This is a genomic window from Actinomycetota bacterium, assembly GCA_019347575.1.
Taxonomy (GTDB): Bacteria; Actinomycetota; Nitriliruptoria; order Nitriliruptorales; family Nitriliruptoraceae; genus JAHWKY01.
The window spans coordinates 1-23,326 of record JAHWKY010000012.1; the positions used below are offsets into that span (position 1 = coordinate 1).

The 23,326-nt window shown below is 71.7% G+C and carries 25 protein-coding genes; 15 read left to right on the forward strand and 10 right to left on the reverse strand.

From position 1 onward, the window contains the following. Positions 1-1,587: aminotransferase class V-fold PLP-dependent enzyme (locus KY469_09520; GenBank protein ID MBW3663324.1), on the reverse strand; the 1,587-nt coding region annotated here is incomplete at its 3' end. Positions 1,588-1,729: 142 nt separating this feature from the next. Between KY469_09520 and KY469_09525 the strand changes: the two genes are divergently transcribed. Then, positions 1,730-2,248, forward strand: a complete 519-nt coding sequence (locus KY469_09525) for a hypothetical protein (protein MBW3663325.1) — start codon at positions 1,730-1,732, stop codon at positions 2,246-2,248. Between the two features lie 81 nt (positions 2,249-2,329). Here the strand turns inward: KY469_09525 and KY469_09530 are convergent, their stop codons facing one another. The 5 genes from KY469_09530 to KY469_09550 all read right to left on the reverse strand — a co-directional run bounded on the left by KY469_09530 (position 2,330) and on the right by KY469_09550 (position 8,062). Beyond that, positions 2,330-2,887, reverse strand: a complete 558-nt coding sequence (locus KY469_09530) for an RNA 2'-phosphotransferase (GenBank protein MBW3663326.1) — start codon at positions 2,885-2,887, stop codon at positions 2,330-2,332. A gap of 44 nt (positions 2,888-2,931) precedes the next feature. Continuing rightward, positions 2,932-3,111, reverse strand: a complete 180-nt coding sequence (locus KY469_09535; GenBank protein MBW3663327.1) for a hypothetical protein — start codon at positions 3,109-3,111, stop codon at positions 2,932-2,934. Between the two features lie 205 nt (positions 3,112-3,316). Further along, positions 3,317-3,922 (reverse strand): hypothetical protein, encoded by a 606-nt coding sequence (locus KY469_09540; GenBank protein ID MBW3663328.1) that lies wholly within the window; start codon positions 3,920-3,922, stop codon positions 3,317-3,319. Then, positions 3,919-6,990 (reverse strand): DEAD/DEAH box helicase, encoded by a 3,072-nt coding sequence (locus tag KY469_09545; protein ID MBW3663329.1) that lies wholly within the window; start codon positions 6,988-6,990, stop codon positions 3,919-3,921. The genes KY469_09540 and KY469_09545 overlap by 4 nt, the downstream gene beginning before the upstream one ends. A gap of 568 nt (positions 6,991-7,558) precedes the next feature. Beyond that, positions 7,559-8,062: a GNAT family N-acetyltransferase gene (locus KY469_09550; protein ID MBW3663330.1), complete on the reverse strand. Its 504-nt coding sequence runs from the start codon at positions 8,060-8,062 to the stop codon at positions 7,559-7,561. 386 nt (positions 8,063-8,448) lie between these two features. Between KY469_09550 and KY469_09555 the strand changes: the two genes are divergently transcribed. Further along, complete coding sequence (locus tag KY469_09555; GenBank protein MBW3663331.1) at positions 8,449-8,844, forward strand: VOC family protein; 396 nt, start codon at positions 8,449-8,451, stop codon at positions 8,842-8,844. A gap of 35 nt (positions 8,845-8,879) precedes the next feature. Here KY469_09555 and KY469_09560 read toward each other — a convergent pair whose 3' ends face one another. Next, on the reverse strand, positions 8,880-9,176 hold the full coding sequence (locus KY469_09560) for a hypothetical protein (GenBank protein ID MBW3663332.1): 297 nt from the start codon (positions 9,174-9,176) through the stop codon (positions 8,880-8,882). 343 nt (positions 9,177-9,519) lie between these two features. Here KY469_09560 and KY469_09565 point away from each other — a divergent pair, with 343 nt between their 5' ends. Next, positions 9,520-10,050, forward strand: coding sequence for a DUF2231 domain-containing protein (locus KY469_09565; protein MBW3663333.1), 531 nt, complete (start codon positions 9,520-9,522; stop codon positions 10,048-10,050). A gap of 27 nt (positions 10,051-10,077) precedes the next feature. On the opposite strand, the gene KY469_09570 is transcribed toward KY469_09565, so the two are convergent. Further along, a complete protein-coding gene (locus tag KY469_09570; GenBank protein MBW3663334.1) occupies positions 10,078-10,710 on the reverse strand; it encodes a hypothetical protein in 633 nt (210 codons plus the stop codon). Between the two features lie 194 nt (positions 10,711-10,904). Here KY469_09570 and KY469_09575 point away from each other — a divergent pair, with 194 nt between their 5' ends. Beyond that, positions 10,905-12,485, forward strand: coding sequence for a phage tail sheath subtilisin-like domain-containing protein (locus tag KY469_09575; protein ID MBW3663335.1), 1,581 nt, complete (start codon positions 10,905-10,907; stop codon positions 12,483-12,485). A gap of 17 nt (positions 12,486-12,502) precedes the next feature. Here the strand turns inward: KY469_09575 and KY469_09580 are convergent, their stop codons facing one another. Continuing rightward, positions 12,503-13,411, reverse strand: a complete 909-nt coding sequence (locus tag KY469_09580) for an LLM class flavin-dependent oxidoreductase (GenBank protein MBW3663336.1) — start codon at positions 13,409-13,411, stop codon at positions 12,503-12,505. A 152-nt stretch (positions 13,412-13,563) separates the two neighbouring features. Between KY469_09580 and KY469_09585 the strand changes: the two genes are divergently transcribed. The 8 genes from KY469_09585 (at position 13,564) to KY469_09620 (ending at position 19,161) form a co-directional block, all read left to right on the forward strand. Continuing rightward, positions 13,564-13,926, forward strand: a complete 363-nt coding sequence (locus KY469_09585; protein ID MBW3663337.1) for a hypothetical protein — start codon at positions 13,564-13,566, stop codon at positions 13,924-13,926. A gap of 3 nt (positions 13,927-13,929) precedes the next feature. After that, on the forward strand, positions 13,930-15,150 hold the full coding sequence (locus KY469_09590; GenBank protein ID MBW3663338.1) for a sigma-70 family RNA polymerase sigma factor: 1,221 nt from the start codon (positions 13,930-13,932) through the stop codon (positions 15,148-15,150). A 167-nt stretch (positions 15,151-15,317) separates the two neighbouring features. Beyond that, positions 15,318-15,881 carry a putative glycolipid-binding domain-containing protein gene (locus KY469_09595; GenBank protein ID MBW3663339.1) on the forward strand — a complete coding sequence of 188 codons (564 nt, stop codon included), beginning with the start codon at positions 15,318-15,320 and terminating at the stop codon, positions 15,879-15,881. 108 nt (positions 15,882-15,989) lie between these two features. Then, positions 15,990-17,495 (forward strand): amidase, encoded by a 1,506-nt coding sequence (locus KY469_09600; protein MBW3663340.1) that lies wholly within the window; start codon positions 15,990-15,992, stop codon positions 17,493-17,495. After that, entirely contained in the window at positions 17,492-17,857 is a 366-nt protein-coding gene (locus tag KY469_09605) for a hypothetical protein (GenBank protein MBW3663341.1), read from the forward strand. The genes KY469_09600 and KY469_09605 overlap by 4 nt, the downstream gene beginning before the upstream one ends. A gap of 142 nt (positions 17,858-17,999) precedes the next feature. Continuing rightward, the gene (locus KY469_09610; GenBank protein MBW3663342.1) at positions 18,000-18,323 is read left to right on the forward strand and encodes a DsrE family protein; all 324 of its coding nucleotides are present in this window, start codon (positions 18,000-18,002) and stop codon (positions 18,321-18,323) included. A 36-nt stretch (positions 18,324-18,359) separates the two neighbouring features. After that, positions 18,360-18,764 carry a DsrE family protein gene (locus KY469_09615; GenBank protein MBW3663343.1) on the forward strand — a complete coding sequence of 135 codons (405 nt, stop codon included), beginning with the start codon at positions 18,360-18,362 and terminating at the stop codon, positions 18,762-18,764. A gap of 22 nt (positions 18,765-18,786) precedes the next feature. After that, a complete protein-coding gene (locus tag KY469_09620) occupies positions 18,787-19,161 on the forward strand; it encodes a DsrE family protein (protein MBW3663344.1) in 375 nt (124 codons plus the stop codon). 53 nt (positions 19,162-19,214) lie between these two features. Here KY469_09620 and KY469_09625 read toward each other — a convergent pair whose 3' ends face one another. Further along, on the reverse strand, positions 19,215-20,210 hold the full coding sequence (locus tag KY469_09625; GenBank protein MBW3663345.1) for a hypothetical protein: 996 nt from the start codon (positions 20,208-20,210) through the stop codon (positions 19,215-19,217). A 236-nt stretch (positions 20,211-20,446) separates the two neighbouring features. Here KY469_09625 and KY469_09630 point away from each other — a divergent pair, with 236 nt between their 5' ends. The 3 genes from KY469_09630 (at position 20,447) to KY469_09640 (ending at position 23,305) form a co-directional block, all read left to right on the forward strand. Next, positions 20,447-21,097, forward strand: coding sequence for a class I SAM-dependent methyltransferase (locus KY469_09630; protein ID MBW3663346.1), 651 nt, complete (start codon positions 20,447-20,449; stop codon positions 21,095-21,097). A gap of 88 nt (positions 21,098-21,185) precedes the next feature. Next, positions 21,186-22,046: an alcohol dehydrogenase catalytic domain-containing protein gene (locus tag KY469_09635; protein MBW3663347.1), complete on the forward strand. Its 861-nt coding sequence runs from the start codon at positions 21,186-21,188 to the stop codon at positions 22,044-22,046. Between the two features lie 413 nt (positions 22,047-22,459). After that, positions 22,460-23,305, forward strand: coding sequence for a hypothetical protein (locus KY469_09640; protein MBW3663348.1), 846 nt, complete (start codon positions 22,460-22,462; stop codon positions 23,303-23,305). Positions 23,306-23,326 lie beyond the last annotated feature (21 nt).

A 23,326-nucleotide genomic window follows, 5' to 3' on the forward strand; every position in this document is an offset into this window, starting at 1 on the left:
GAAGAGGGCGACGGCCTCGTCCCGGCGGCCCACCAACGCGAGGCAGTCGACGAGCCAGAAGCTGCACGTCAGGAACGCACCCTCGCGCCCGGGGAGCCCGTCGATGGAGGGGTCGGTGCGATAGCGCAGCACGAGGCCGTCCTCGCATAGCTCGCGCCCGACCGCTTCGACCGTGCCGGCGACCCGTGGGTCGTCGGGCGGGAGGAACCCGACGAGCGGCAGCATGAGCAGCGCGCCGTCCAGCTCCGACGACCCGTAGGCCTGCACGAAGGTGTTGCGCTCTGCGTCGTAGCCCTCGCGCAGGACGTCCTTGCGGATGGTGTCGCGCTGTACCCGCCAGCGATCGGCCGGGCCCTCGAGCTGGTGGCGTTCGACCGCGGCGACCGCCCGGTCGAAGGCGACCCACGCCACGCCCGGCTCGGCGCCCAGGAGGGTGGCAAAGAGCGTCGCGTGCTCGCAGCAGCGATCGATGAGTGCGGCCACTCCCCGGCGGCCCAGGGCACGCAGCGCCGCCCAGGTGGCGAAGCCGCGCGCTCGGCGCGACGACGACAGCGTGAGGTCGGCCCCGGCGGCCGGGCCGACGCCGGAGCCAGTGAGGTACGCGGCGGTGTAGGACACGGCCGCCGCGTGGACGTCGGGGCGGGCACAGAACACGAAGCCCGCGTCGTAGGGCACGTTGAGCCACTTGTGCCCGTCGCAGCCCCACGAGTCGGCGAGCTCGATGCCGTCCACGAGGTTGCGGGTGCTGGGGCTGGCCGCGGCCCACAGGCCGAACGCCCCGTCGACGTGGATCCAGGCGTCGTGCGCCCGGGCGATCTCGCACGCGGAACGGAGGTCGTCGCACGCGCCCGTGTTCACGTTGCCGGCCTGGAGTACCACGATGGTCGGGGCGGGCTCCCCACTCGTCAGCACGCGCTCGAGATCGGCGACATCCATCGCCCCGTTCGCGTCGGCCTGAACCGATGCGATGGCGTCGGTCCCCATGCCCAGCAGCCGCACGGCCCGGTCGATCGTCGCGTGGCGCTCCTCCCCCGCGACGACGCGGACGACGGGACCGCCGGACAGTCCCCGCGCCTCGACGTCCCATCCCGCCTCGCGCAGCACGTGGTGCCGGCCGGCGGCGAGCCCGACCGTGTTCGCCTCCTGCCCTCCGGACACGAACCCAACCGACGCCGACGCGGGCAGGCCGAGCAGCTCCTTGAGCCAGCCACCGGCGGCCGACTCTGCCGCCATCGCGGCCGGGGACAGGGCCGCGTTGAAGGCGCACTGGTCCCAACCGGCGGCCACGATGTCGGCGGCTGTCGCTGCGGGTAGCGCCCCGCCGATCACGAACCCGAAGAACCTCGGTCCGGGGGTGGCGACGAGGCCGGGTTCGGCGGCGGCGATGAGCGCGTCGAGGACCTCGTCCGGGGCGGTCGAGTGTGCAGGGAGGGGACCGCCGAACCCGTCGCGGAGGTCCTCGACGCTCGCCCCCGCCCCGACGTGACGTTCGGGTAGACCCTTACGGAAGCGGGCGGCGTGGTCGGCCGCTCGACGTAGGAGCGCACCCACGTCGGCAGCTGGTCCGTCACCCCTCTGTGTCGTCATCGCTCTCCCGAATCGCTGGTCGAGGGCGTCCGCCCTCCACTACGGTCCGCCGGACCGTCCGGGTCCGGACGCGGGGGGCGTCTCGAGCATCGCGCGCGCCGTGCGTCCGTGATCGCGGGACCGTAGACGGCCCCGGACGCGGGTGCTGGTGTTCATCCTGGCCGGGCAGGATGAACTCGTGGGCACCGGCATCCTCTTCGGCATCCTCGCGATCGGCATCTTCTTCGGCCGGATGCGCCACGTCGTGCGTCGCGCCCCGCTGACCGCTCGTGCACCCGGTCGCCACTCGTTGACCGGCGGCGTGCTGCTCGCGGTGACGATGGTCTACGTTTTCGTCGCCATCTCCTCAGCGAAGGGTGACTTCGGAGCGATCCCGCAGGGACAGCTCCTCTCGTTCATCCACCTGCTGGCCATCGGGGCGACGACCAACGCGCTACTGGCGTTCGTGATCCACCTCTCCCGTCGCGTCTCCGACCCTGGCCTGATCCACGACGTCATCTTCTGGGGTGTCAACATCGGCCTGGTCGGGTTCGTGACCGCCCTGACCACCGACGTCCGGGACCTGATCTTCGTGTTCGTGCCCATCATGGGTGCCGCCCTGCTGCTCGCGATCGGGGTGCGCCTGCTGCAACTCACCGGCTCCCCCGAGGCGGTCGGCTGACTTCCACCACCGACTCGACCGGTTCAACGGGCGCCGGGCGACGCCCTCCACCTCGTGGCCACCGGCGACCACATCGCGATCTCAGGACCCGTCGGTGTCCTCGCTGAGGTACTCGGGAGGCACGTGAGCCGTCAACCACACGCCGTTGGCGGCGACGTGGAAGACGTACCCGTGGGCGTGCATGCGGCGGGCAGCGACGACGACCAGGACCGGCCGACCACGGCGGGAACCGACGGCCCGTGCGGTGTCACGGTCAGCCGAGAGGTGGACGTGCTGCCGTCCGCGCGGCTGCAAACCCTCGGAGAAGATGGAGGGCACGGACCGCGTGACCGTCCCGTGGTAGAGGATGACGGGTGGCGTCTGGGGTGGCAGTCCGAGATCCACCGGCAGCGAGTGCCCCTGCGCTGCGCGGATGCGACCGTCGACGATCTCGAAGCGCTGCTTGGGGATGGCGGACCGGATGGCGTCGATGTCCTCGCAGGTCATCGGGCTGCCGCGTTCGTTCATCGCGGCCAACAGCTCGTCGAGCTCGATCCAGCCGGCCTCGTCGAGGCGGATCCCGATCGAGTCGGGGCGGTGCCGGAGCACGTACGAGAGCCGTTTGGACAACGAGACCAACCGGCGTCGTGACACGCTCATCTGCGCAGGTCGCCGCTGCGGTGCAGGCGTGCCACTCCCGTGCGTTAGGAGGCCTTCTGGCCGCTGGCGTGGTCCACCTCGTGCAACAGGTCGTCGGTGTTCGACCGGGCCTGCTCGGGGCGCTGATCGACCGCTTCAGCCGCCGCTTCGAAGGTGGCGTTGGTGATGTTGCGCGCGTCGCCGTGGTCGTCGTCGGGCATACCGCAGCCGCAGTTGTAACACATGTCGCATTTCCCTCTCTCGGTACGACCTCAGTGAAGGGCGTGCCGTGTCGACGGTCAACCCGACTTCCGGGCGGGTGGTCGGTGAGTGGATCGGCTCGCGCTCGGGGTGACCCGGCGTCCGGACTGGTCACCAACTTCTATCCCCGTTCGTCCCCGATATCGGGGTGAAGTGGGGGACGAAGTCGAAGACGGACCTGCGGCAGGGCTAGTCGGAGGTGTCGGGGCGGGAGCGGGCATCGCGCAGCTCGTCGAGGCCGATGAGGCCACCGGCGGCGGCGAGCGCGCCGGCCGCCATCACGGCGCGGTCGTAGATCGCGGCGAAGTAGTGCTCGGCGATCTCGCGCTGCTGCGGGAGCGGCGGCTCGCCGAGCGATCGCGGGACGGCGTGGGGATCGTCGGTGATGCGCACGTCGTTGCTCGCCGCAGGCAGCGCGGAGGCGTCGCCCCAGAACGCGCGAACCTCACCGCCCCGACCGCGGCTGCGACCACCGCCGCGACCACCCTGTGAGCGGTTCCCGCTCCGGCCGCGCCCGCGACCGGCTCCGCCGCCGCGACCCTGCTGCTTGCGCCTGTCGGACTGGTCACCGCCCCGACCCCGCGCGCGCTGCTTCTTCTGGCTGGACTGCTTGCCGCCGCCACCGCGGGCTGGCTGCGTCTTGGCGTCGCCACCCCGCTCGGTCTTCTCCTCGCTACTACGGTCCGGAGAGCGCTTGCGGGTTCGCTCGCGCACGGGCTCGGCACCCGACCGCCGTTGCCCGCTCGAAGCCTGGGACTTGCCACCCTCGGGGCGTCGTCCGCGTCGGTCGCTCATGCGGCACCTGCCGGTTCGGTCGTGTCGTGCGTGAGCACCAGGTCGGGATCGATCCCGAGCGCCCGCTGGAGCTGGTCGCCGTCGAGATCAGCGACCGTGCTGGACTTGGGCAGCACGAGGTCGACGATGCGGCGCTTGCCGGCGACGACCTCCTCGACGCGTTCGTCGACCGTGCCGGGACAGACCAGGCGGTGGGCGACGACGGTCCGCTGTTGGCCGATGCGCCAGGCACGGTCGCGGGCCTGGTCCTCGACGGCGGGGTTCCACCAGCGGTCGTAGAGCACGACGTGGCTGGCGGCGGTGAGGTTGAGCCCGGTGCCGCCGGCCTTGAGCGACAGCACCAGCGCCCCGGGGCCCTCGCCGGTCTGGAACTCGTCGACCATCCTGTCCCGCGCGCCCCGCGCGAGCCCGCCGTGGTAGCAGCGGATGGGCTGGCCGGTGCGCTCGGTGAGGTAGGCGGCGAGGCGCTCGCCCCACGTGGCGAAGTGGGTGAAGATCAGCATCCGCTCGCCCGACGCGAACACGTTGTCGACGATCTCCTCGAGCCGTTCGAGCTTGCCGGAGCGACCCTCGAGCGGCCCGTCGTCGCGGGTGTACGCCGCCGGGTGGTTGCAGATCTGCTTGAGCGCGGTGATCGCGGCGAGGACGGCGCCCTTCTTCTTCGGTCCGTCGTCGCCGCTGGTGTTGATCACCAGCTCGTCGAGGACCGCCTGGTACAGCCCGATCTGCTCGGCGGTCATCGGGCAGTGGTCGAGCTCGTCGATGCGGTCGGGGAGCTCCTCCGCGATGACCGGGTCGGCCTTGGTGCGGCGGAAGACGAGGACGCCGTTGAGGGTGCGCAGCACCTGCTCGGCGCTGCCGTGTCCGCCGTCGGTCGACAGTTGGGCGATGAAGCTCGAGCGGTCGCCGACGAGGCCGGGGTTGACGAAGTCCATCAGCGACCACAGGTCACCCAGGCCGTTCTCGATCGGGGTGCCCGTGAGCACGACGCGGGCGTGGGCCTCGAGGCGTCGCAGCTGTTGGGCGGTCTCCGTCGTGTGGTTCTTGATGACCTGCGCCTCGTCGAGCACGACCTTGCCCCAGTCGATCGCGGCGAGCGCCTCGACGTCGCGCAGCGCCGTGCCGTAGGTCGTCAGGAGCACGTCCGCCTCTGCGACCTCGGCGGCGACGTCCTCGGGGTCGGTCCGGTCGGCGCCGTGGTGGACCACGACGCGCAGGTCGGGGGTGAACCGCTGCGCCTCCGAGGCCCAGTTGCCGACGACGGCCGGCGGGGCGATGACCAGCGCCGGTCCGCGGTCGGTCACCTGCCGCAGGTGGGCGAGCATGACCGGGGTCTTGCCCAGACCCATATCGAGAGCGAGGCAGCCGCCGAGACCGGCACTGTCGAGGAACTCGAGCCATGCGAGCGCGTCGGCCTGGTAGTGGCGCAGCTCGCCGACGAAGCCCGCAGGCGTGGTGGTGGGGTCCTCGGGGATGTCGTGGGCGCTGCGCCACAAGTCGACCGCCCAGCCCTCGCCGTCGACGGTGACGCCACCGGCCAGGGGTCCGGCCTCCAGACCCAGTGCGTAGCGCAGCATCTGCGCCCCGGTGAGCTTCTGCGGGCCGGCGCGTTCCGCCAGCGCCGCCGCTGCCGCCTCGAGGTCGGCGTGCTCGACCGGGACCCAGCGGCCGTGAGCCTTGACCAGGGGGCGCGACTGCTCCGAGAGGCGGCGGATGTCCTCGACCGTCAGCTCGGCGTCGCCGAACACCGCGGACCAGCGCACGTCGGCGAGGTCGTTGGCGCCGACCGCCGTCTCCCCTCCGCCGGCGGTGACGCGCAGCGAGGGCGCGGCGGACCGTGTGGAGAGCGGCGGAACCTCGACGTCGAAGCCAGCGGCCGCGAGGTCGGGGCCGATGTCGGTCATGAACTCCCAGGCCTCGTCCTGATCGAGCAGCACCTCGCCACGGTGGCGGGACCGGTCCGCCGCGAGGGGCGGGTAGAGCGTCTCGAGCCGTTCGAGCTCGGCCTTGATGCTCTCGCGGCGGCTGTCGGAGGCCTTGGACATGGCCGGCTCGACCGGCTCGATGCCCTTGGCGATCGGGGCGAGGGTGGTGAGGTGCCACGCGTCGAGGTCGTCGGGTGGGTCGAGCCGGAGGGTGAGGCGGAGCCGGCGGGAGCCGGTGACCGGTTCCGCCCAGCGCCGCAGCCCGTGGCTGAGCCCCACGCCGTGCTTGTCGGGGGCGTCGAAGGCGGTGCCGTCGAGGGAGGCGAGGAACGCCTCGGCGACCTCGGCACCGGTGCGCGGGCGGGGCGGTGCTGCCGGGACCGCGAGGTGGGACGCCGCATCGCGGCAGATGGCATCGACGCTGTCGGCCAGTAGTCCGTGGGCAACGGCCCTGGCTGACCTGCCCCCGACCGTGACGGCGACCGCCCCGGGCATCGACCCGGCGAGCGCGTCGAGTTCGTCGTTGTCGACGAGCGCGGGCTTCCACCGCACGGCGAACGTCGAGCGGCCGTCGTTGCTGCTGCCGCCTCCGCCTCGCTTGCCGCGGCCGGCGCCGTTGTGGCTGGGCCCGTCGGCGATGCACTCGAGCTGGGGCACCGTCCGGCCCTGGGCGACGAGGCGCACGGCGAGCGCCGTCACCAGGCCGACCCACTTCGCGCTGACGCCCACGGCTTCGTCCTCCGCTCCCGAACCCAGCGAGACGAGCCAGCCCAGCACGGCGGCGACGGGGGCGCTCACCGCTTCCACCTTCACGTCCCCGGGTAGCGCGATCGAGGCGTGCGCCTGCCACGGCTCGGCTGGCGCCCCGAGCCCGGTCAGGGTCGCGACGACGTCGTCAGCGCGGCGAGGATCGGCCTGCGCCGCCGCCTCCCAGGCGACGATGCGTCCCTCGTTCCACGACAGCTGCAGCTGCGACGTCCCGACCGGTGGACGTTCCGGGAGGACCTCCGCCGCAGGCGGTGGCGGGCCGACCTCGACGGGGTTCCCGGTCCGTTCCGCGAGCACGATGTCGATGCGGCGCAGCTCCTCGGTGAAGTCGGCGAGCACGAGTTCGCGCTCTGGTCCGGTGACGTTCTGGTCCATGCGGGCGAGGGTCTCGTCGAGGTCGGATCGCAGCGCCCGAAGGGCGGCGATCCACTCCTGCTCGTACTGCTCGAGCAGTGCGAGGTCCTCGTCGGACGCGAGTCCGTCGAGGTGCGCCTGTGCCAGGGCCTCGAAGTCGGTCCCGGCTGGCGGGGCGGTGGTGTCGCTCTGGCTGATCGTTGACCATCCTGTTCGGCAGGCGTGCGGGCACGGGTGCCCCGCTCCGTCGGCGTGGCCAGTGGCGCCTCGCGGAGAGGTGCCAGCGGCCCGGCGGGCCGCTGCGTCGGAGGCACAGCTCGCGACGCACCTTCGAGGTCACGCTGGTCGACCGGTGTGGGAGCGGTGGTCGGGGGCCAGGTGATGGAGCGTAGTGACAGGGTACTAGACCGTGAGCCATCCCGTGGGATGTGGCACCGACCGGTCGCCGAGGGTCCGCACACGGAACGGGACCGGCGGAGGCCGCGCAGGTTCACACGAGATGTCGATGTACGCACTTCGGTGCCAGATGGCACCGGAACGCGTACACCAACCGCGTCCGAGAGGTCGACGTGGACCACGTGGGGTCGGCTCAGAGGAAGCGGTGCATGACGTAGGCCTCGACCAGCCCGCGTGTCGGGTGGTCGAACGCGTCGGGGATGCGGCCGACGATCTCGAAGCCCATGGCGCGCCACAGCTCGACCGCGGCCGTGTTGGTGCTGACCACGAAGTTGAACTGCATCGCCGTGAAGCCGCGCTCACGGGCGCGGTCGAGGGAGTGGGCGCACAGGGTTCGCCCGACGCCCCGGCCGCGCGCGTCAGGACCGACCACGTAGGCGGCGTTGGCGACGTGACTGCCGGGGCCGTCGTGGTTGCGGACGAGGAAGTAGGTGCCGACGACGCGGTCGTCGATCGTCGCGACGTGGACCTCGTGGGCGAGGCGCAGCCACCAGCCGAGCGCGTCGTGGCGGGAGACGTCCTGGTCTATCGCGTACGTCTCCCCCGCCCGCAACGTCGGCTCGAAGATCGCCCAGAGGGCGTCGGCGTCGTCGGGCTCGGCGGCGCGGATCGCCACGTCGGCGGCTCGGGGGGTCATGCCTCCCCCCTGGAGGGGGGAGGGGCCGGCGTTGCCGGCCTGGGGGGTGAGATCCGATCAGTCATGCCTCCCCCCTGGAGGGGGGAGGGGCCGGCGTTGCCGGCCTGGGGGGTGAGATCCGAGCGCTCATGCGTCCTCTCCAGTCGTCTCCCCTCTCGCCGAGGATGCCGCCGCGGAACGCCGACCACCAGCACGCCGTGCTCCCACTGGCCTGTTGACAACCGCCTCGCAGGTACCGCCTGAACGACGGACCTGTCACACCGGGGCCGTGTCGGGACGCCCCGCGACCCGTTGCAGCGGGGCGCGGGCCAACTTCGTCACCCGATCCGTTCGGATATCCGAGCGAACCGGGGGACGAAGTCGGGCCCTGAGCTAGCGTGGCCGGCATGGAGCGGTTCACGGCGGCGGCGCTGACCCACCTGCTCGTCGTCGCCGACGCGCAGGCAAGCCGGGACTGGTACGTCGAGGTACTCGACGCTTCGGTCTACCGCGAGTACGGCGGCACCTCGGTGGTGCTCGAACTCCTCGGGAACTGGCTGCTGCTGGTGACCGGCGGAGGACCGACTGCGGACAAGCCGACGGTCACCTTCGCCCCGCCCGACGACCCCGACCGGGTCAGCGCGCAGCTGATCTTCCGCGTCGACGACTGCCACGCCACGTACGAGCTGCTGAGCTCGCGGGGCGCGCCGTTCCTGACCGAGCCGGTCGATCACGGCCAGGAGATCCGCGCGTTCTTCCGTGACCCCGACGGCCATCTGTTCGAGGTCAGCTCACTCACCTGAAACCGTCTGCAGCCGGCCGCGGTGAAGCGGTGGGTTCAGCGCAGTTCGTGGTAGGCGACCTCGTAGCGCTCGACGGACACGACCGACCCGCCGGCGTGCTGGGTGCTGTCGGACCGGAGTTGGTTGGCCGCCTCATCGCTGGCGCGTAGATCCTCCTCGCTGTCCCACAGCGTGATCGACATCGTCGTGCCGGTGTCGCGGTCGGCGAAGGCGTAGATGCCCTGGAAGCCGGCCAGTTCGCGGACCTTCGGCATGATGTTCTCGCGGGTGTAGTCGAGGTCCGCATCGAGGGAGTCGGGCGAACCCGAGTACAGGCTGACGCGTGCCCACATGGCCGTGTCTCCGTTGTCGGATCCACCCATCATCCGCCACCCCGATGACCCCTGCAACCCCCCAAATCCGCACGCGCGGGTCCCGTACGTAGCGCATCCTCGCGGTCGCCGGAGCCGCCGCGGTCGGCGAACACCGCCATCCTCTCGAAGCCGTCCGGACGGCGGCGAGTCTCCGGCGCGGCGGAGCGAGCCAGGGCGCGTCTGCGCGGCTGCGCCCGAGGTTGCATGAAGCGACCGCTTCCGGCGGCACGAGGGGACGGGGGCCGAGCAGACGTACGCGCCCCGCGGGGCGCGTCTGGACGGCCGCTACCGTCGATGGCGAGCCGTCCGCCAGGTCGACGCCATGAGACTGCTGAAGATCGCGCTCCACGGTTTCCGTGGGCACCCGCTGCATCCGCCGCTGACGGACGTCTCCATCGGGGCGTACACCGTGGCGACGATCGCGGTGGTGCTGGGCTGGGCGGGCTGGAAGGAAGAGCTCATGGCGGGCGCGGGGTTCGTGGCCGTGATCGTGGGTCTGGGTGCCGCGCTGCCTACCGCGGTGACCGGCCTCGCCGACTTCCTCAAGATCCCCAACGACAGCGGCGCCCGGCGCACCGGTTGGCTCCACCTGGCCATCATGGTGACCGCCACGCTGCTGTTCGCCCTGGCCGCCATCCTGCTCTACCCCGGCTACCTCGACGAGGGTGTCCCGCCCGGAGCGGCCATCGCGACGATCATCGCGTTCGTGGTGCTCACCGCGGGTGGCTGGGTCGGGGGCAGCCTCGCCTACGTGCACGGCGTGCGCGTCCTCGGCCGCGAGGACGCGTCGCTGACCGAGGCGCTCACGCCCTCCCTACCCGAGCTCGACGCGCCGACGGGGCGCCGCCGCTGAATCGCGGCACACGCGCGTCGAGCTGCGTCAAATCACCGGGTAGGCGGTGTGGATGTGGATGTCCCCCTGCGTGTTGGTGCCCATCGAGTCGACGATGACGGTGGCCTTGTCCGCCGTACCCGACACGAGCTGCCAGCTCTTGGGGTCGGTCCCCCTCGCCGCGCCCTTGCGCTTCTTCGCCTTGACGACCAGCACCTCCGCGGATCCGGTCGGGACCTCCTCGAGCTTGGCCCGAGCAGGGGCGCCGGGGGCGGCGTCCAGAGCCGCCAGCTGGCCCTGCCCGCTGGCGAGAGCGTCCTTGACCGCCGCGTCCTGCACGGCGGTGTTCTTGTACACGCTCTTGGTGATGTTCTGCGCGTCGGCGACCGCCTCAGCCTTGGCCCACCGGCCGACGTGCTGGCGCGGGTGGCCGGCGACGTTCGACACCGGCGAGATCCGTCCCTCGCTGAGGTTGAGCAGCGACCGTACGGTCGAGCTCGTGTACGCCATGGCGTAGGGCAGCCGCTGCACGATGGGGTCGCCGACGAGCTGGGAGACCGCCCGGTTGCCGGCGGTTCGCTGCAGTCCCAGCAGCAGTGGGGACGCCGCCGCGCCGCCGTCGGTCTCGTGTTGGTCGTGGCCCGACCTGCCGCGTCGCTGACGCCCCGAGTTGCGTGCCACCAGGAACTCTCCTGCTCGCGCCGAGCTGTCCTCCCCCGAGCCGGACGCTACTCCTCGGGGGATGCGGCCGCTACCACCTCCGCGCTGCGCGAGAGCCGGTCGCGCACCGGACGAGCGGGCGACATGATGCGCGCAGCGACGGGGTTCACGTGCGGTCGGAACGATCCCGTCACCGTGCGCGACAGGAGACCGCCATGCAGCAGCAGCCGGAGGCACCCGGCGTCTACATCGAGGAGCGGTCGAGTGGGATCCGGCCGATCACGGGCGTCCCGACGTCGATCACCGCGTTCGTGGGGCGGACCTACCGAGGCCCGGTGGACCGCCCCGTGCTCGTGACCAGCTTCGGGGAGTTCGAGCGGGTGTACGGCGGGCTCTGGAGCGGCAGCCAGGTCGGCCACTCGGTACGTGACTTCTTCCGCAACGGCGGATCGAGTGCCGTCATCGCCCGACTCTTCGAGCCGGGTGTGGACCGGGGGAGTGCGGTCGTGAGGATCGACACGCTCGAGTTGGCTGCAGCCGAGCCCGGCAGCTGGGGGAACCGGCTCCAGGCACGCGTCGATCACGACACGCGCCCGTTCGATCCTGCGCTCGGTGAGGACGCGTCCTCGCTGTTCAACCTCTACGTGAGGGACGTGACCTCGGGGGCTATAGAGGAGCACCGCGACGTCGTCGTGTCGCTGGAAGGCCACGCCCGCAACCTCGTCGACGTCCTCGAACAGGAGTCGAACCTCGTGCGGCTCACCAACCGCCCCGCCGGACGACCGGCCAGCAGCGGGATCTCGGCCGGCGACGTCTGGAAGGACGCCAGCGCACACACGTCCGTCGATGCGGCCGATGAGGCCTCGGACGGAGAGCCGCTCGGTAGCGCCTCGTTCACCGGCGGCGTGACCGACGGGACCGGGCTGTACTTACTGGAGCAGACCGATCTGTTCAACCTGCTGGTCATCCCCCCGTACGAGCACGATGGCACGGTGGGAGGCGACTCGGTCGACAGCAGTGTGGTGGCGGCAGCCGCCGAGTACTGCGAGAAGCGCCGGTCGATCCTGCTCGTCGATCCGCCGGCCCACTGGAAGAGCGTGGGTGCCGTCACCGCCGCCGACTTGCCCGCCGGCGTCGGAACCGCGAGCCGGAACGCCGCAGTGTTCCTCCCGCGCCTGCGACAAGGCGACGCGCTGCGTGACGGAGAGATCGCCCCGTTCGCCCCCTCGGGAGTGGTCGCTGGCGTGATCGCGCGGACCGACGCGGAGCGGGGCGTGTGGAAGGCTCCCGCTGGCGTCGAGGCGTCGCTGGTCGGCGTCGCGGGCCTGACGATCGACCTGACGGACGACGACATCGGCCAGCTCAACCGGTTCGGCGTGAACTGCCTCCGTGACGTCCCGGACGTCGGCCCGGTCGTGTGGGGCGCACGCACGATGCAGGGCGCCGACGGGCAGGACTCGGAGTGGAAGTACCTGCCCGTACGGCGAACCGCGCTGTTCATCGAGGAGAGCCTCCACCGCGGGACGCAGTGGGCGGTCTTCGAGCCCAACGACGAGTCGCTGTGGACCCGGATCCAGTCGAACGTCGCGGCGTTCATGGACGCGCTGTGGCGGCGGGGCGCGTTCCAGGGCTCGACGCCGCAGGAGGCCTACCTGGTCAAGTGCGACCGCGGGACCACGACCCAGGCCGACGTCGACCGGGGCGTCGTCAACATCCTGGTCGGCTTCGCACCGCTCAGGCCCGCCGAGGTCGTCGTGATCCGGCTCCAGCAACGCGCCGGCCAGTCGGCGAGGTGATCCGGTGACCACGAGGTTCAGCCGACAGGTGGAGGATCCGAGCCATCGACCACCGCTCGGAGATCGGGGAGCGCCTCGGCGAGCTCGTCGAGCGCCTGCTCGTCGGCGACGAAGCCGTAGAAGCCGGTGAGCCCGGCGGCCGCCAGCGCGCCGACGCGGTCGACCATCTGATCTCGCGAACCTCGGATCCCGAGGTCCGGGCGGAACATGTCGTAGAACGGCGGCAGCTCCCGCTCGCCCGGCGAGAAGACGATCTGGGTCGAGCGTCGTACCTCGCGGCCGTGCTCGGCGACCCGCTCGTCGAACGTGCGTCGGCGTTCGTCGTAGCGGCCCAGAGCGGTCGCCGGGTAGTTCCACTCGTCGGCGAGCCGTGCTGTGACGTCGAGCATGCGGTCGCCGGTGCAGCCCACGCCGATCGGGATCGGACGTTGCGGGGGAGGGACGTTGACGACCTCGTGCACGGAGAGATGGTGACCCTCGTAGGTGACCGGCTCCCCGCCCGCGTCGAACATGGCGCGGCAGATCCTGATCGTGTCCTCGGTCTCCTCCACGCGCTGGCCCGCCGGAGGGAACTCGAACCCGAACGCGTCGTACTCGGCCTCGTACCAGCCCGCCCCGACGAGGAAGCGGAGACGGCCGCCGGACACGAGATCGAGCGTCGTCGCCATCTTCGCGAGCAGGCCCGAGCCGCGGAACGACTGGCACAGCACCTGCGCCCCGATGCCGACGCGGTCGGTCACGGCTGCGACCGCGCTCATGACGGTCCAGGCCTCGAGGATCCCCTTCTCGGGCGGCAGACCGAGGAGGTGATCGGCCACCCACACCGAGTCGAAGCCACCATCCTCGGCGTGTCGCGCGAAGCGACGTGCCTGGTCCCACCCTGCCCCCAGCTGTGGCAGCAGCACGCCGAACTCGAGCGTCGTCACGGTTCGCCTTCCGGTCGGGCGGTGACCGTAGCGACGTGACGTGTGCGACGCCGTGACCCGCCGAGGGCGGCTATGCCGGCCTGTCGATACGGGACGATCCCGTTTGTCGTTAGGGTGAGGCGGGAGGTGCCCGCCCGGTACAGGAGCAGACGATGGCGCAGTACCTGCTGTCCGCACACGGCGTCGAGGGCGAGGCTCGCGGGCCCATGACCGAGGACGAGGTCGCCGCGGTGACCCGCAAGGTCCTCGAGATGGAGGCGGAGATGAAGTCGCAGGGGGTGTGGCTGTTCGCGGCACGCCTCCACGCGCCGGACACCGCGACCGTGGTACGCGTGTCCGACGGCGAGGTGCTCACCACCGACGGGCCGTTCGCGGAGTCGAAGGAGCACCTCGGCGGCTTCTACCTCATCGACGTGGACGACCTAGACGCGGCGCTGCATTGGGCGGCCCGTACCGCCGAGCTGGTGAACACCCCCATCGAGGTCCGTCCGCTGGTCGACCACCCGGGGGGGTGAGCGTTGACCGGTCCTCGGCCGTCTGAGGTCGACGCGGCGCGGATCGGCCGGATCTTCCGTGAGGAGTCGGGTCGCTGCGTGGCCACGCTGGCCGGCGTCTTCCGCGACATCGACATCGCCGAGGAGGCCGTACAGGAGGCGTTCGCGGTCGCCCTCGACCGCTGGCCGGAGCTGGGGGTCCCCGACAACCCCGGCGCGTGGATCACGACGACGGCCCGCAACCGGGCGATCAACCGCCTCAACCGTGAGGCACGCGGGCGCGAGCTGCTGCGCGAGCGCGCCGTCCTCGTGCCCGTGAACCCGGAGGCCGAGGAGGTGGGGGCCGTGCGCGACGATGTGCTGCGACTGCTGTTCACCTGCTGCCACCCGGCACTGGCCACCGAGGCGCAGGTGGCCCTGACGCTGCGCCTGCTCGGCGGGCTGACGACCGAGGACGTCGCCCGCGCGTTCCTCGTTTCCGAGTCCGCCATGGCCCAGCGCCTCGTGCGCGCCAAGCGCAAGATCAAGGCGGCACGCATCCCCTACCGCGTCCCCGAGGCGCACGACCTACCCGACCGGCTCCGATCGGTCCTCGCGGTCATCTACCTCATCTACAACGCGGGGCTGTCGAGCCGTGCCGGCGACGAGCTGCGCCCCGAGGCGATCCGGCTCGCCCGCACGCTGACCGAGCTGATGCCCGACGAGGCGGAAGCGGCCGGGCTGCTCGCGCTGCTGCTGCTGACGGAGGCGCGGTCACCGGCCCGCCACGATGCGAGCGGGGCGCTGGTCACCCTCGGCCAGCAGGACCGCGCCCGTTGGGACCATGCGATGATCGAGGAGGGACACGAGATCGTGCGCCGGTGCCTGCGACGCGACCGCCCCGGCCCCTACCAGCTCCAGGCCGCGATCAACGCCGTGCACACCGACGCGGCTAGGGCCGGGCAGACCGACTGGCACCAGATCGTGGCGCTCTACGACGACCTGCTCGCGCTCTCCCCGACCCCCGTGGTGGCCCTCAACCGCGCGATCGCCATCGGCGAGACCCGCGGACCGGCCGACGCGCTGGCGCTCGTGGACGAGCTCGACCTCGACGGCTACGGCCCCTACCACGCCGCACGCGCCGACCTGCTGGCCCGGCTGGGACGGACCGACCATGCACGTGAGGAGTACGACCGCGCTGCGGAGCTGGCCGCGACGGAGGCGGAGCGCGACTTCCTCGCCCGCGGCGGACGGCACCGCACGTAGACGGCCCCAGCCGCCGGACCGCGGGGTGCGCAGCCGCGGCTCCGCGCGAGTAGGCGAGGCGTCCGAGACGCGCATAGCGTTCGATCGGCAGTGATGGCGGTCCAGCTCGCGATCTGCCTCCCTGCACAGCTGGCGTCTCGGGCGTCAGGTCGAGTCGAGATGGAGCGGTGACCGTGGACCTGATCTGGGCCGTATCGCATCCTGACCTCACGGGCGCGGAGCGGTGCATCATCCGTTCCACCGAACGAGGCTGGATCCTCCACGGGGTCGTCGTCGTCGCGTACGACGGGCGCCTGATCGATGCGCGGTACCGGATCGAGGTCGACGACGGGTGGGCGACGCGCTCGGTGGCGGTCACGGTCGACGAGCTCACCCAGCCGAGGCGCCTGGAGCTGGAGCGAGCGGCCGACGACAGCTGGACGATCGACGGCGTGGCAGCGCCGGAGCTGGACGACTGCGTCGACGTGGACCTGGGGATCTCTCCGTCGACGAACACGCTGCCGATCCGACGGCTCGACCTGGACGTCGGGGCGGAGGCGCAGATCGACGTGGCGTGGGTGAGGTTCCCCGACCTGCGGGTGGAGCGGGGACAGCAGAGCTACGCGCGGATCGCGGCGGACGTGTGGCGGTACCGCTCCGGAGACTTCACCGCCGAACTCACGGTCGACGAAGCCGGACTCGTGACCCGCTACGGGGATGACCTCTGGCGGCGAGTCGCCATCGTCCGGTGAGAGAGCATCGGGCGATGGGGACGGTGGCCACACGACCACACCCGGCGCCCCGGCCGTCCGTCCAGGGCTCCTTACGGTGACCGTGACCCTCGCTCCCGGAGACGACTCGTGCGCCCGACCCTGACCCGTCGAGCCGTTCTCCGGGCGGGCGGGGTGGCGGTCGCCACCAGCCCGTTCATCCCAGCGGTGCGTGCAGCCGCGACCGACGCCCACGCGACGAACCCAGCCGACCTCTCCTTGCTCGAGATCATCGGTGAGCTGGACGCAGGTCAGCTCTCCGCGGTCGAGCTCACGGAGGCGTGCGTGGCCCGCATCGACGCGCTCGAGCCGACGCTGCACGCGTTCATCACCCGCACCGACGATCGGGCGGTGGCGGCGGCCGAGGCAGCGGACCAGCGGCGCACCCGCGGCGACGACCCCGGGCTGTTCGGCGGCATCCCGGTCGGCCTGAAGGATCTGTACTACACCGAGGGGGTGGCGACGACCGCCGGCTCGCGGGTGCTCGCCGACTTCGTGCCCGACTTCGACGCGACGTTGTGGGCGCGTCTGGCGGACGAGGGGGCTGGCCTTGCCGGGAAGCTCAACACCCACGAGTTCGCCTACGGCACGAGCACCCCACCGACCCGCAACCCGTGGGACCCCGCGCGCAACCCCGGTGGCTCCTCCGGTGGATCGGGCGCTGCCCTCGGTGCCCGGATGCTGCCGGTCGCGACCGGTAGCGACACGGGCGGCTCGCTGCGGCTCCCGGCGGCCGTCAACGGCATCTGCGCCATCCGCCCGACCTACGGGGCGGTGTCGCGCCGCGGCATCATCGCGCTCGCCTGGTCGCTGGACACCGTGGCGCCGATGGCCCGACGCATGGCGGACGTCTCGCTGCTGCTGGCTGCGGTCGCCGGGCACGACCCCGACGATCCCACCAGCGCTCGGACGGGTCTGGGCGAGCTTCCGGTGACACCCCCGAGCCTGGCCGACATCCGTGTCGGCGTGCCGGACGAGTACTTCTGGGACGACGTGGAGCCAGGCATCGAGACAGCCTGCCGGGAGGGGCTGGCGCTACTCGAACAACTCGGCGCCGAGGTGGTCGAGGTCCCGGTACCCGCGGTCAACGACGAGGTCATGGGCACGTTCGGACCCTTCGAGCGGACCGTCTTCGCCGAGGCCACCAGCTACCACCGCGGGCTGGTCCGGTCCGAGCGCGCGGCTGGCTACTCCCCCGAGATCCTCGCGCTGCTGGCCGACGGCGAGACCATCACCGCGGCCGACTACCTCGACGATCAGCGGCTGCGGTCGGTCTACTCCAGACAGTGGCGGGAGATCTTCGCCGAGCACGGCCTCGCCGCCATCGCCCACCCGACCACGCCTGCTCAGCCGCTCCCGCAGGTGCCGTCTCAGTCGTTCCTGTTCGGTGTCCCCTTCCGTCTCATGCGCCTCGCGCCGATGTGCGGCTTCCCGTCGCTGTCGGTCCCGGTCGGCTTCGACGGTGCCCTGCCGGTCGGTCTGTGCCTGACCGGGCTGCCGTTCGACGATGCGCGGCTGCTCGGCATCGGGGTGGCGGTGGACGAGGAGGTCGCGCTGTGGAAGGTGCGACCGCCCCTCGTGGAGGACCTCGGTTGAGCCCCGGCGACCGCCCGCACCTCGAGCTCGAGACCGAGCCCGCCACGTGGTTCCACGCCGCCGGCGTGGGCACCGTCACCCCCGGCGGGGTGCAGCCGGTCGAGGGGGTCCCCGCTCTGGAGGACGAGCCCGCGCTGGCCCTCGACGTCGCCGCGGGGCGTCCCGCCGCAGCCGGCCAGGAGCCCGCGACCGAGCCCACCCGCGCCCCGCGACCGACCCGCGCCCCGCGACCGACCCGATCCGCGCCCGCCCTCCCCGTCACGGGAGCCCCGAGCGTCGGGGCGCTCGGGGCGCTCGTCACCGCGGTCGCCTGGGCGCTGCGGCGACGGGGCGATCGCCGTCGCGACCACGAGAAGCTGTGAGCCGCACGCATACGACCTCGGACTTCGCCCGCACCTGTTCCTCACGTTGCCACTACGACCGGCAGACATCGCCGCGGTCGCGCCGTAGCGTGGGTTCGGAACCACCCGACCGGCCGCGCGGCGACGAGGAGGATCCCCTCTCATGGGCGACTACGTGATCATCGAGTCGCGCGATCCCTTCGACAGCAACGACGTCGACGACCTCTACGAGCTGGCCGGCGGCCTCGCCGAGCGCGGCGAGGTGACGGTCTTCCTGGTCCAGAACGGTGTGTTGGCGACGCGACGCGCGGCCGCGGTCTCGTCGCGACTCGCGACGCTGGCGGGCAAGGCGACGGTCCTGGCCGACGAGTTCTCGCTGCGCGAACGCGGCATCGGCGAGGACGAGCTCGTCGAGGGGGTCTCCCCCGCCGACATCGGGACGGCGGTCGACCTGCTCGCCGCCGGCCGTACCGCGTTCTGGCACTGACTCGCCTCGACCGACGCCAGCACCGGAGGAGCACCCATGGCCCAGACGCTGACGTTCCTGCTGATGGATCCGCCCTACGAGAGCGAGACAACGACCACCGCGTTCCGGCTCATCGACGCGGCACTGCGCCGGGGCCACACCGTCAACGTGTTCGCGTACGAGGGGGCCGTGAACCTGACCATGGCCGACCAGGCTCCCCACCCCAACCCCGTGCACGGTACCGACGTGGCGGAGGAGCAGCACCCGCTCACCAAGGACTGGGTGGCGGCGCTGTTCGAGGCCGGCGCCGGCAACGGCGGGCTCAACTGGATCAACTGCGGCCTGTGTGTCGACGAGCGGGGCGCGGGCAACACCATCGAAGGACCCGTGCGGGGCGGCCCGGCCCACTTCGCCGAGTGGGCCGCCTCGTCCGACGCGACGCTGGTCATCCCGACCAGGTGAGGAGATCGCCGTGACCACCGCCCTGTCCGTCGTCGAGACCGCCTACCGCGCCACGCTCGAGGAGCAGGACGACACGGTTCTGTGGTTCACCCACGCGGTCCACAACTCAGGCTCGGTCGAGGTCGACGTGCTGCTCCGCGGCAACGCGGTCAACTACGCCGTGACCGGACAGGACGTCTCCGACCTCGAGATCGCCGGCCACACGCTCGCTCACGCGCCCGACTTCGTCGCCGACCTGACCGTTCTGGCGGAGAAGGGGGTCGCGGTGCACTACGTCACCGAGGACGTCGATGAACGCGGCATCCCCAGCGATCGCATCGCGTCCGGCCTCAAGGCGGTCGCGCGCGCCGATCTGCCGGAGCTGTTCGACCGCTACGACCAGATCTGGCACTGGTAGTCCGTCAGCGAAGACCTCGACCTGCACGGCGTCGTAGGGCGACTTTCTGCCGGTCACCCCGTCGCGTCAGGCACCTGACGCGGCTCGTGTTGTGGACGCAGCCGGAGGCAGAGGGAGGCGAAGACCAACCCCACGCCGACGAGTAGGAAGGCGGACCGGGTCTCGGTGTTCCAGGTGAGGCTTCCTGCAGCCGCGAGCGTGACGAGAACACGATCGACCCGATCCGATAGGCGGCGCCACCACATCGCCACGGCGAGCAGGATGAGACCGAGCCCCAGTGCCAGGGTCCCGAAGATGGCGAACTCGATCACCCAGCTGAGGATGTACACGCCTGGAGCAACGACCAGCAGACCCACAGCGCTGCGGCCGTCGATCCCGGCGCGCCACAGCTTGGCCGGCCAGCCCGCGGCCGCCCAGGCGGCCACGACGAGAGCCACACCCAGACCCAGGAGTGGGAACAGCGCGTTCGTGTCACGTTGGAGGCCGAACCAACCGGCGTTCATCGAGCCCATCCACGCCCCGACGAAGGCGACCAGCAAGCCACCCGCGGCACCGCCGGCCCTGATAACGAGCGGAAGCCGTCCGCCGTCGTTCAGCTCGCGTGGCATGGTCGCTCCATCCGTGCCCGGAACGTACGGCGTCGCACCCCAGTCTGGATCGAGTTCGAACGCAACGACCGTCTCCCACCCGCGTAGGAGGCCCCTCCGGTCACGGGGCCGGGGAAGGTGCGCCAGTCGATCCCAACGACCGTTGATGCGGATCCAAGCCTGATGCAGGTCTCCCGACCGGGCGTAGATCTTGACGAAGCCATCGAGTGCAGTTCCATCGCTCAGGGTGATCGTCGCTCGGACGGTGACGAAGGCGTCCATGTTCGGGACCGACGACATCCAGACCACCGACGGGTCAGGCTGTCTGGGTGGCGGCCCGCCCATCAGCCGGTGCTCGACGGGTGCAACGAGGACCGCGTGAGCATCGCCGCGCGGTTCAGCAGCGTCGAGTTCGTCCAGCCACGCCACCTCGCTGTCGGAATACGGGTCCGTGGCTGGCACGACCCACCTCCCAGGGAACCTGTCCTCAGCGTAAGGCCGTAGTGGCTCCGTGGGGCCCTGTCGAGGGGGGAGATGTGCCAGGCTCACGGGGACGAGACTCACGGAGGTGGCCGGGTGTGGGAGGCGGCAGAGGCGTACCACTGGTTCATGGGGCGTTGGAGCGCCGCTGTGGCCGGGGCGCTGTTCGACCTCGCCGCCCCCCCGGCGGTGGCCGCTACCTCGACGTCGGCTGTGGGGTGGGCAGCCTGAGCCGGGTCGTGATCGAGCGATCCCGACCGGATCTGCTGGTGGGCATCGATCCCAGCGCGGCATTCCTCGACCTCGCCCGTCGGGAGCTGCCTCAGCTGGTGCCGGTCCAGGCCGACGCGCGGCAGATGCCCTTCGCCGACGCCACCTTCGACGCCACGGTCAGCGGCCTCGCGCTCAACCACGTGCCGGACCCCACGGCGGCGGTCAGTGAGGCGGCACGTGTGGTCCGGACCGGCGGCACCCTCCTGGCGTACGTGTGGGACTACGACCACCCGGGCTTCTTCCTCACCTGGCTGTGGGAGGGCCTGGAGTCGATCCGCGGTCAGCGCGACGAACACGACGAGCGCGGCCTCTGGCCGGTATGTACGGAGGCAGGCCTGACCGAGCTCGCCACGCGGTCGGCGCTGAGCAACGTCCGAGTCGCGCCGCTCGTCATCGACACACCCTTCCGCGACGTCGAGGAGCTGTGGCAGGGCTTTCCGCTCGGGGTGGGCCCCAGCGGACGAGCCGTCTCCGACCTCGATCCGTCAGCCCGCGAGCAGCTGCGGTCGTGGTTCGACGAGCGATGGAACGCCTCGGTCGAGGGTTCAGAGCGGCCGACCGCACGGGCCCTGACCCTGGTCGCCACCGTGCCGTGACCAGCTCGCCGGGTGTCGACGGCCCGCTCGCCTGACCCCCGCCACGCGGCACGCGGCGTAGGGTTCGCAGCCGGACAGGAGGCCCACGGTGCAGCACCTCGTCTACCTCGAGCCCGGTCAGGTCGCGTGGCGGTCGGTCGACGACCCCAGCCCCGCTGCGGACGGTGTGGTGGTGCGCCCCACCGCGGTCGCACGTTGCGACCTCGATCCGTTCATGGTGGCGTTCGGGCTCTTCCCGGGACCGTTCCCCGTCGGTCACGAAGCGGCCGGCGAGGTCGTCGCGGTCGGCGATGAGGTCGAGCGGTGGCAGCCCGGCGACCGGGTCGTGGTGCCCTTCCAGGTCTCGTGCGGCAGCTGCGAGCCGTGTCGCGCCGGCCGGTTCGCGGCGTGCGAGCCGCACCGGGCACGTGCCGGGGCGGCCTTCGGGTTCGGCTCCGAGGGTGGCGGCCACCCGGGGGCGGTCGCGGACCTGCTCGCGGTGCCGCACGCCGACCACCTGCTCCTCGCCGCGCCCGACGGGGTGGAGGACCAGCACCTGGCACCGGCGGCGGACAACCTCGCCGACGGGTGGCGTGCGGTCGTCCCGGCGCTACGTGCGGAACCCGGTGCCGACGTGCTCGTCGTGGGCGGCCTCGGGGTGTCGATCGGGCTCTACGCGATCCACGCCGCGACCGCGCACGGGGCGACCGGTCCCTACGGGACCTGCACGAGCGTGGCCATCCACTTCGGCGCGCCGATCCCGCTGCCACTACTGTCGATGTACACCAGGGGCATCACCTTCCACACCTCCCGGGCCGACGCACGCCGGCTGCTCGGCGCGGTGCTCGACGAGATCGCCAACGGCACGCTCGACCCCGGCGTGGTGCCGACGCGGGTCGTCGACTTCGACGAGGCAGCCGACGCCTGGGTGCAACCGGCCATCAAGCTCGTCGTCGCAGGCCGGGAGTGACCCTCCCCCGGGCGGGTCCTCGTGCCACGTCTCGAAGGCGCCGTTGACCACCCGGCGCGACAGCGTCCAGCGCCCCGACTTTCGCCCCGGTGAACCCAGTTCACACCGACCGTGGCGGCACCGACCGATCCAGATGCCGGATGTGAGGCCCCCTATGTTGGAGGTGCAGGCGACATCCGGCAGGTGACCTCCCCGTGCAGCGTTCGGGCACAGCAGCGTCGCTGGGCCTCGCGTTGATCCTCGGCCTGGCGGCATGTGGCGACGGACCGCCGCGAGCACCGGACCCGACAGGCCAGCCGACCGCGGCCTCACCGACCACCCCGGCGCCTGCGACAGGACCGCCCACCGCCGCGGGGACGCCTTCGCCTTCGCCGACGCCGACCGTTACCCGAGCGTTGGCGCCGGACCGCGCGGTGGCCCTGCGTCGGGGCATCCTGGTCGAGATCGCGATCCCCTCGGGAGAGATCGTCGGCGAACTCGAGGCCGATCAGGGCGATGGGGCCAGCAGTCTGGTTCACAGCCCGCTGCGCAACAGCGTGCTGTTCTCGCGCGTCATCACCGCCGCGCGCCAGGAGATCGTCGAGATCGGCCTCGGCGACGGCGGGACGGACGTCGTGGCTGTCGGGCACACCGTCGCGGTGGCTCCTGACGGTCAGCGCTTCGCCGTGGGCCGCCGGGAACTGGGCGAGCAGGCTCCCGATCAGGAGGTCCTGGAGATCCGCACCTTCGACGGGCAGGTGCTGCACCGGTGGGCCGACCCCGTCGCACCCGAGGAACCCGTCCGGATCTCACACCTGACCTGGTCGCCCGACGTCACCCGACTGGCCTTCCAACTCCGGTTCGAGGACGGGACCGAGGTCCGCATCCTGGACCCGGCGGCAGACGGCGACTCCCTCCAGCAGGACAGCCGCGAGGTACAGCCTTCCGGTGATCTTCGGATGCTGACGGCCCCGCAGTTCCGGCCGGGCACAGGAACCCTGACCGTCGTCGACGGTCCCGGGCTGGATCCTGACGCCCGTCAGGTCTGGCGCATCTCGGAGCTCGAGCCCGACACGGACGCCGTCACCGAGGTCCTGGTCGAAGCCGACCGGGCCGTCACCGAACTCGACTTCGACCCCACCGGCGAGCACCTGCTGTACAACCAACAGCACTCCCACCCACCCCGCGGAGAACAGACCCCCGGCCCCCCGATCCTGTCCCATTGGCACGACGGAAGCTCCACCGAGGTCACCGACGATGTGACCGACATCGCCTGGTGACGACGACCTCCGATCGACATC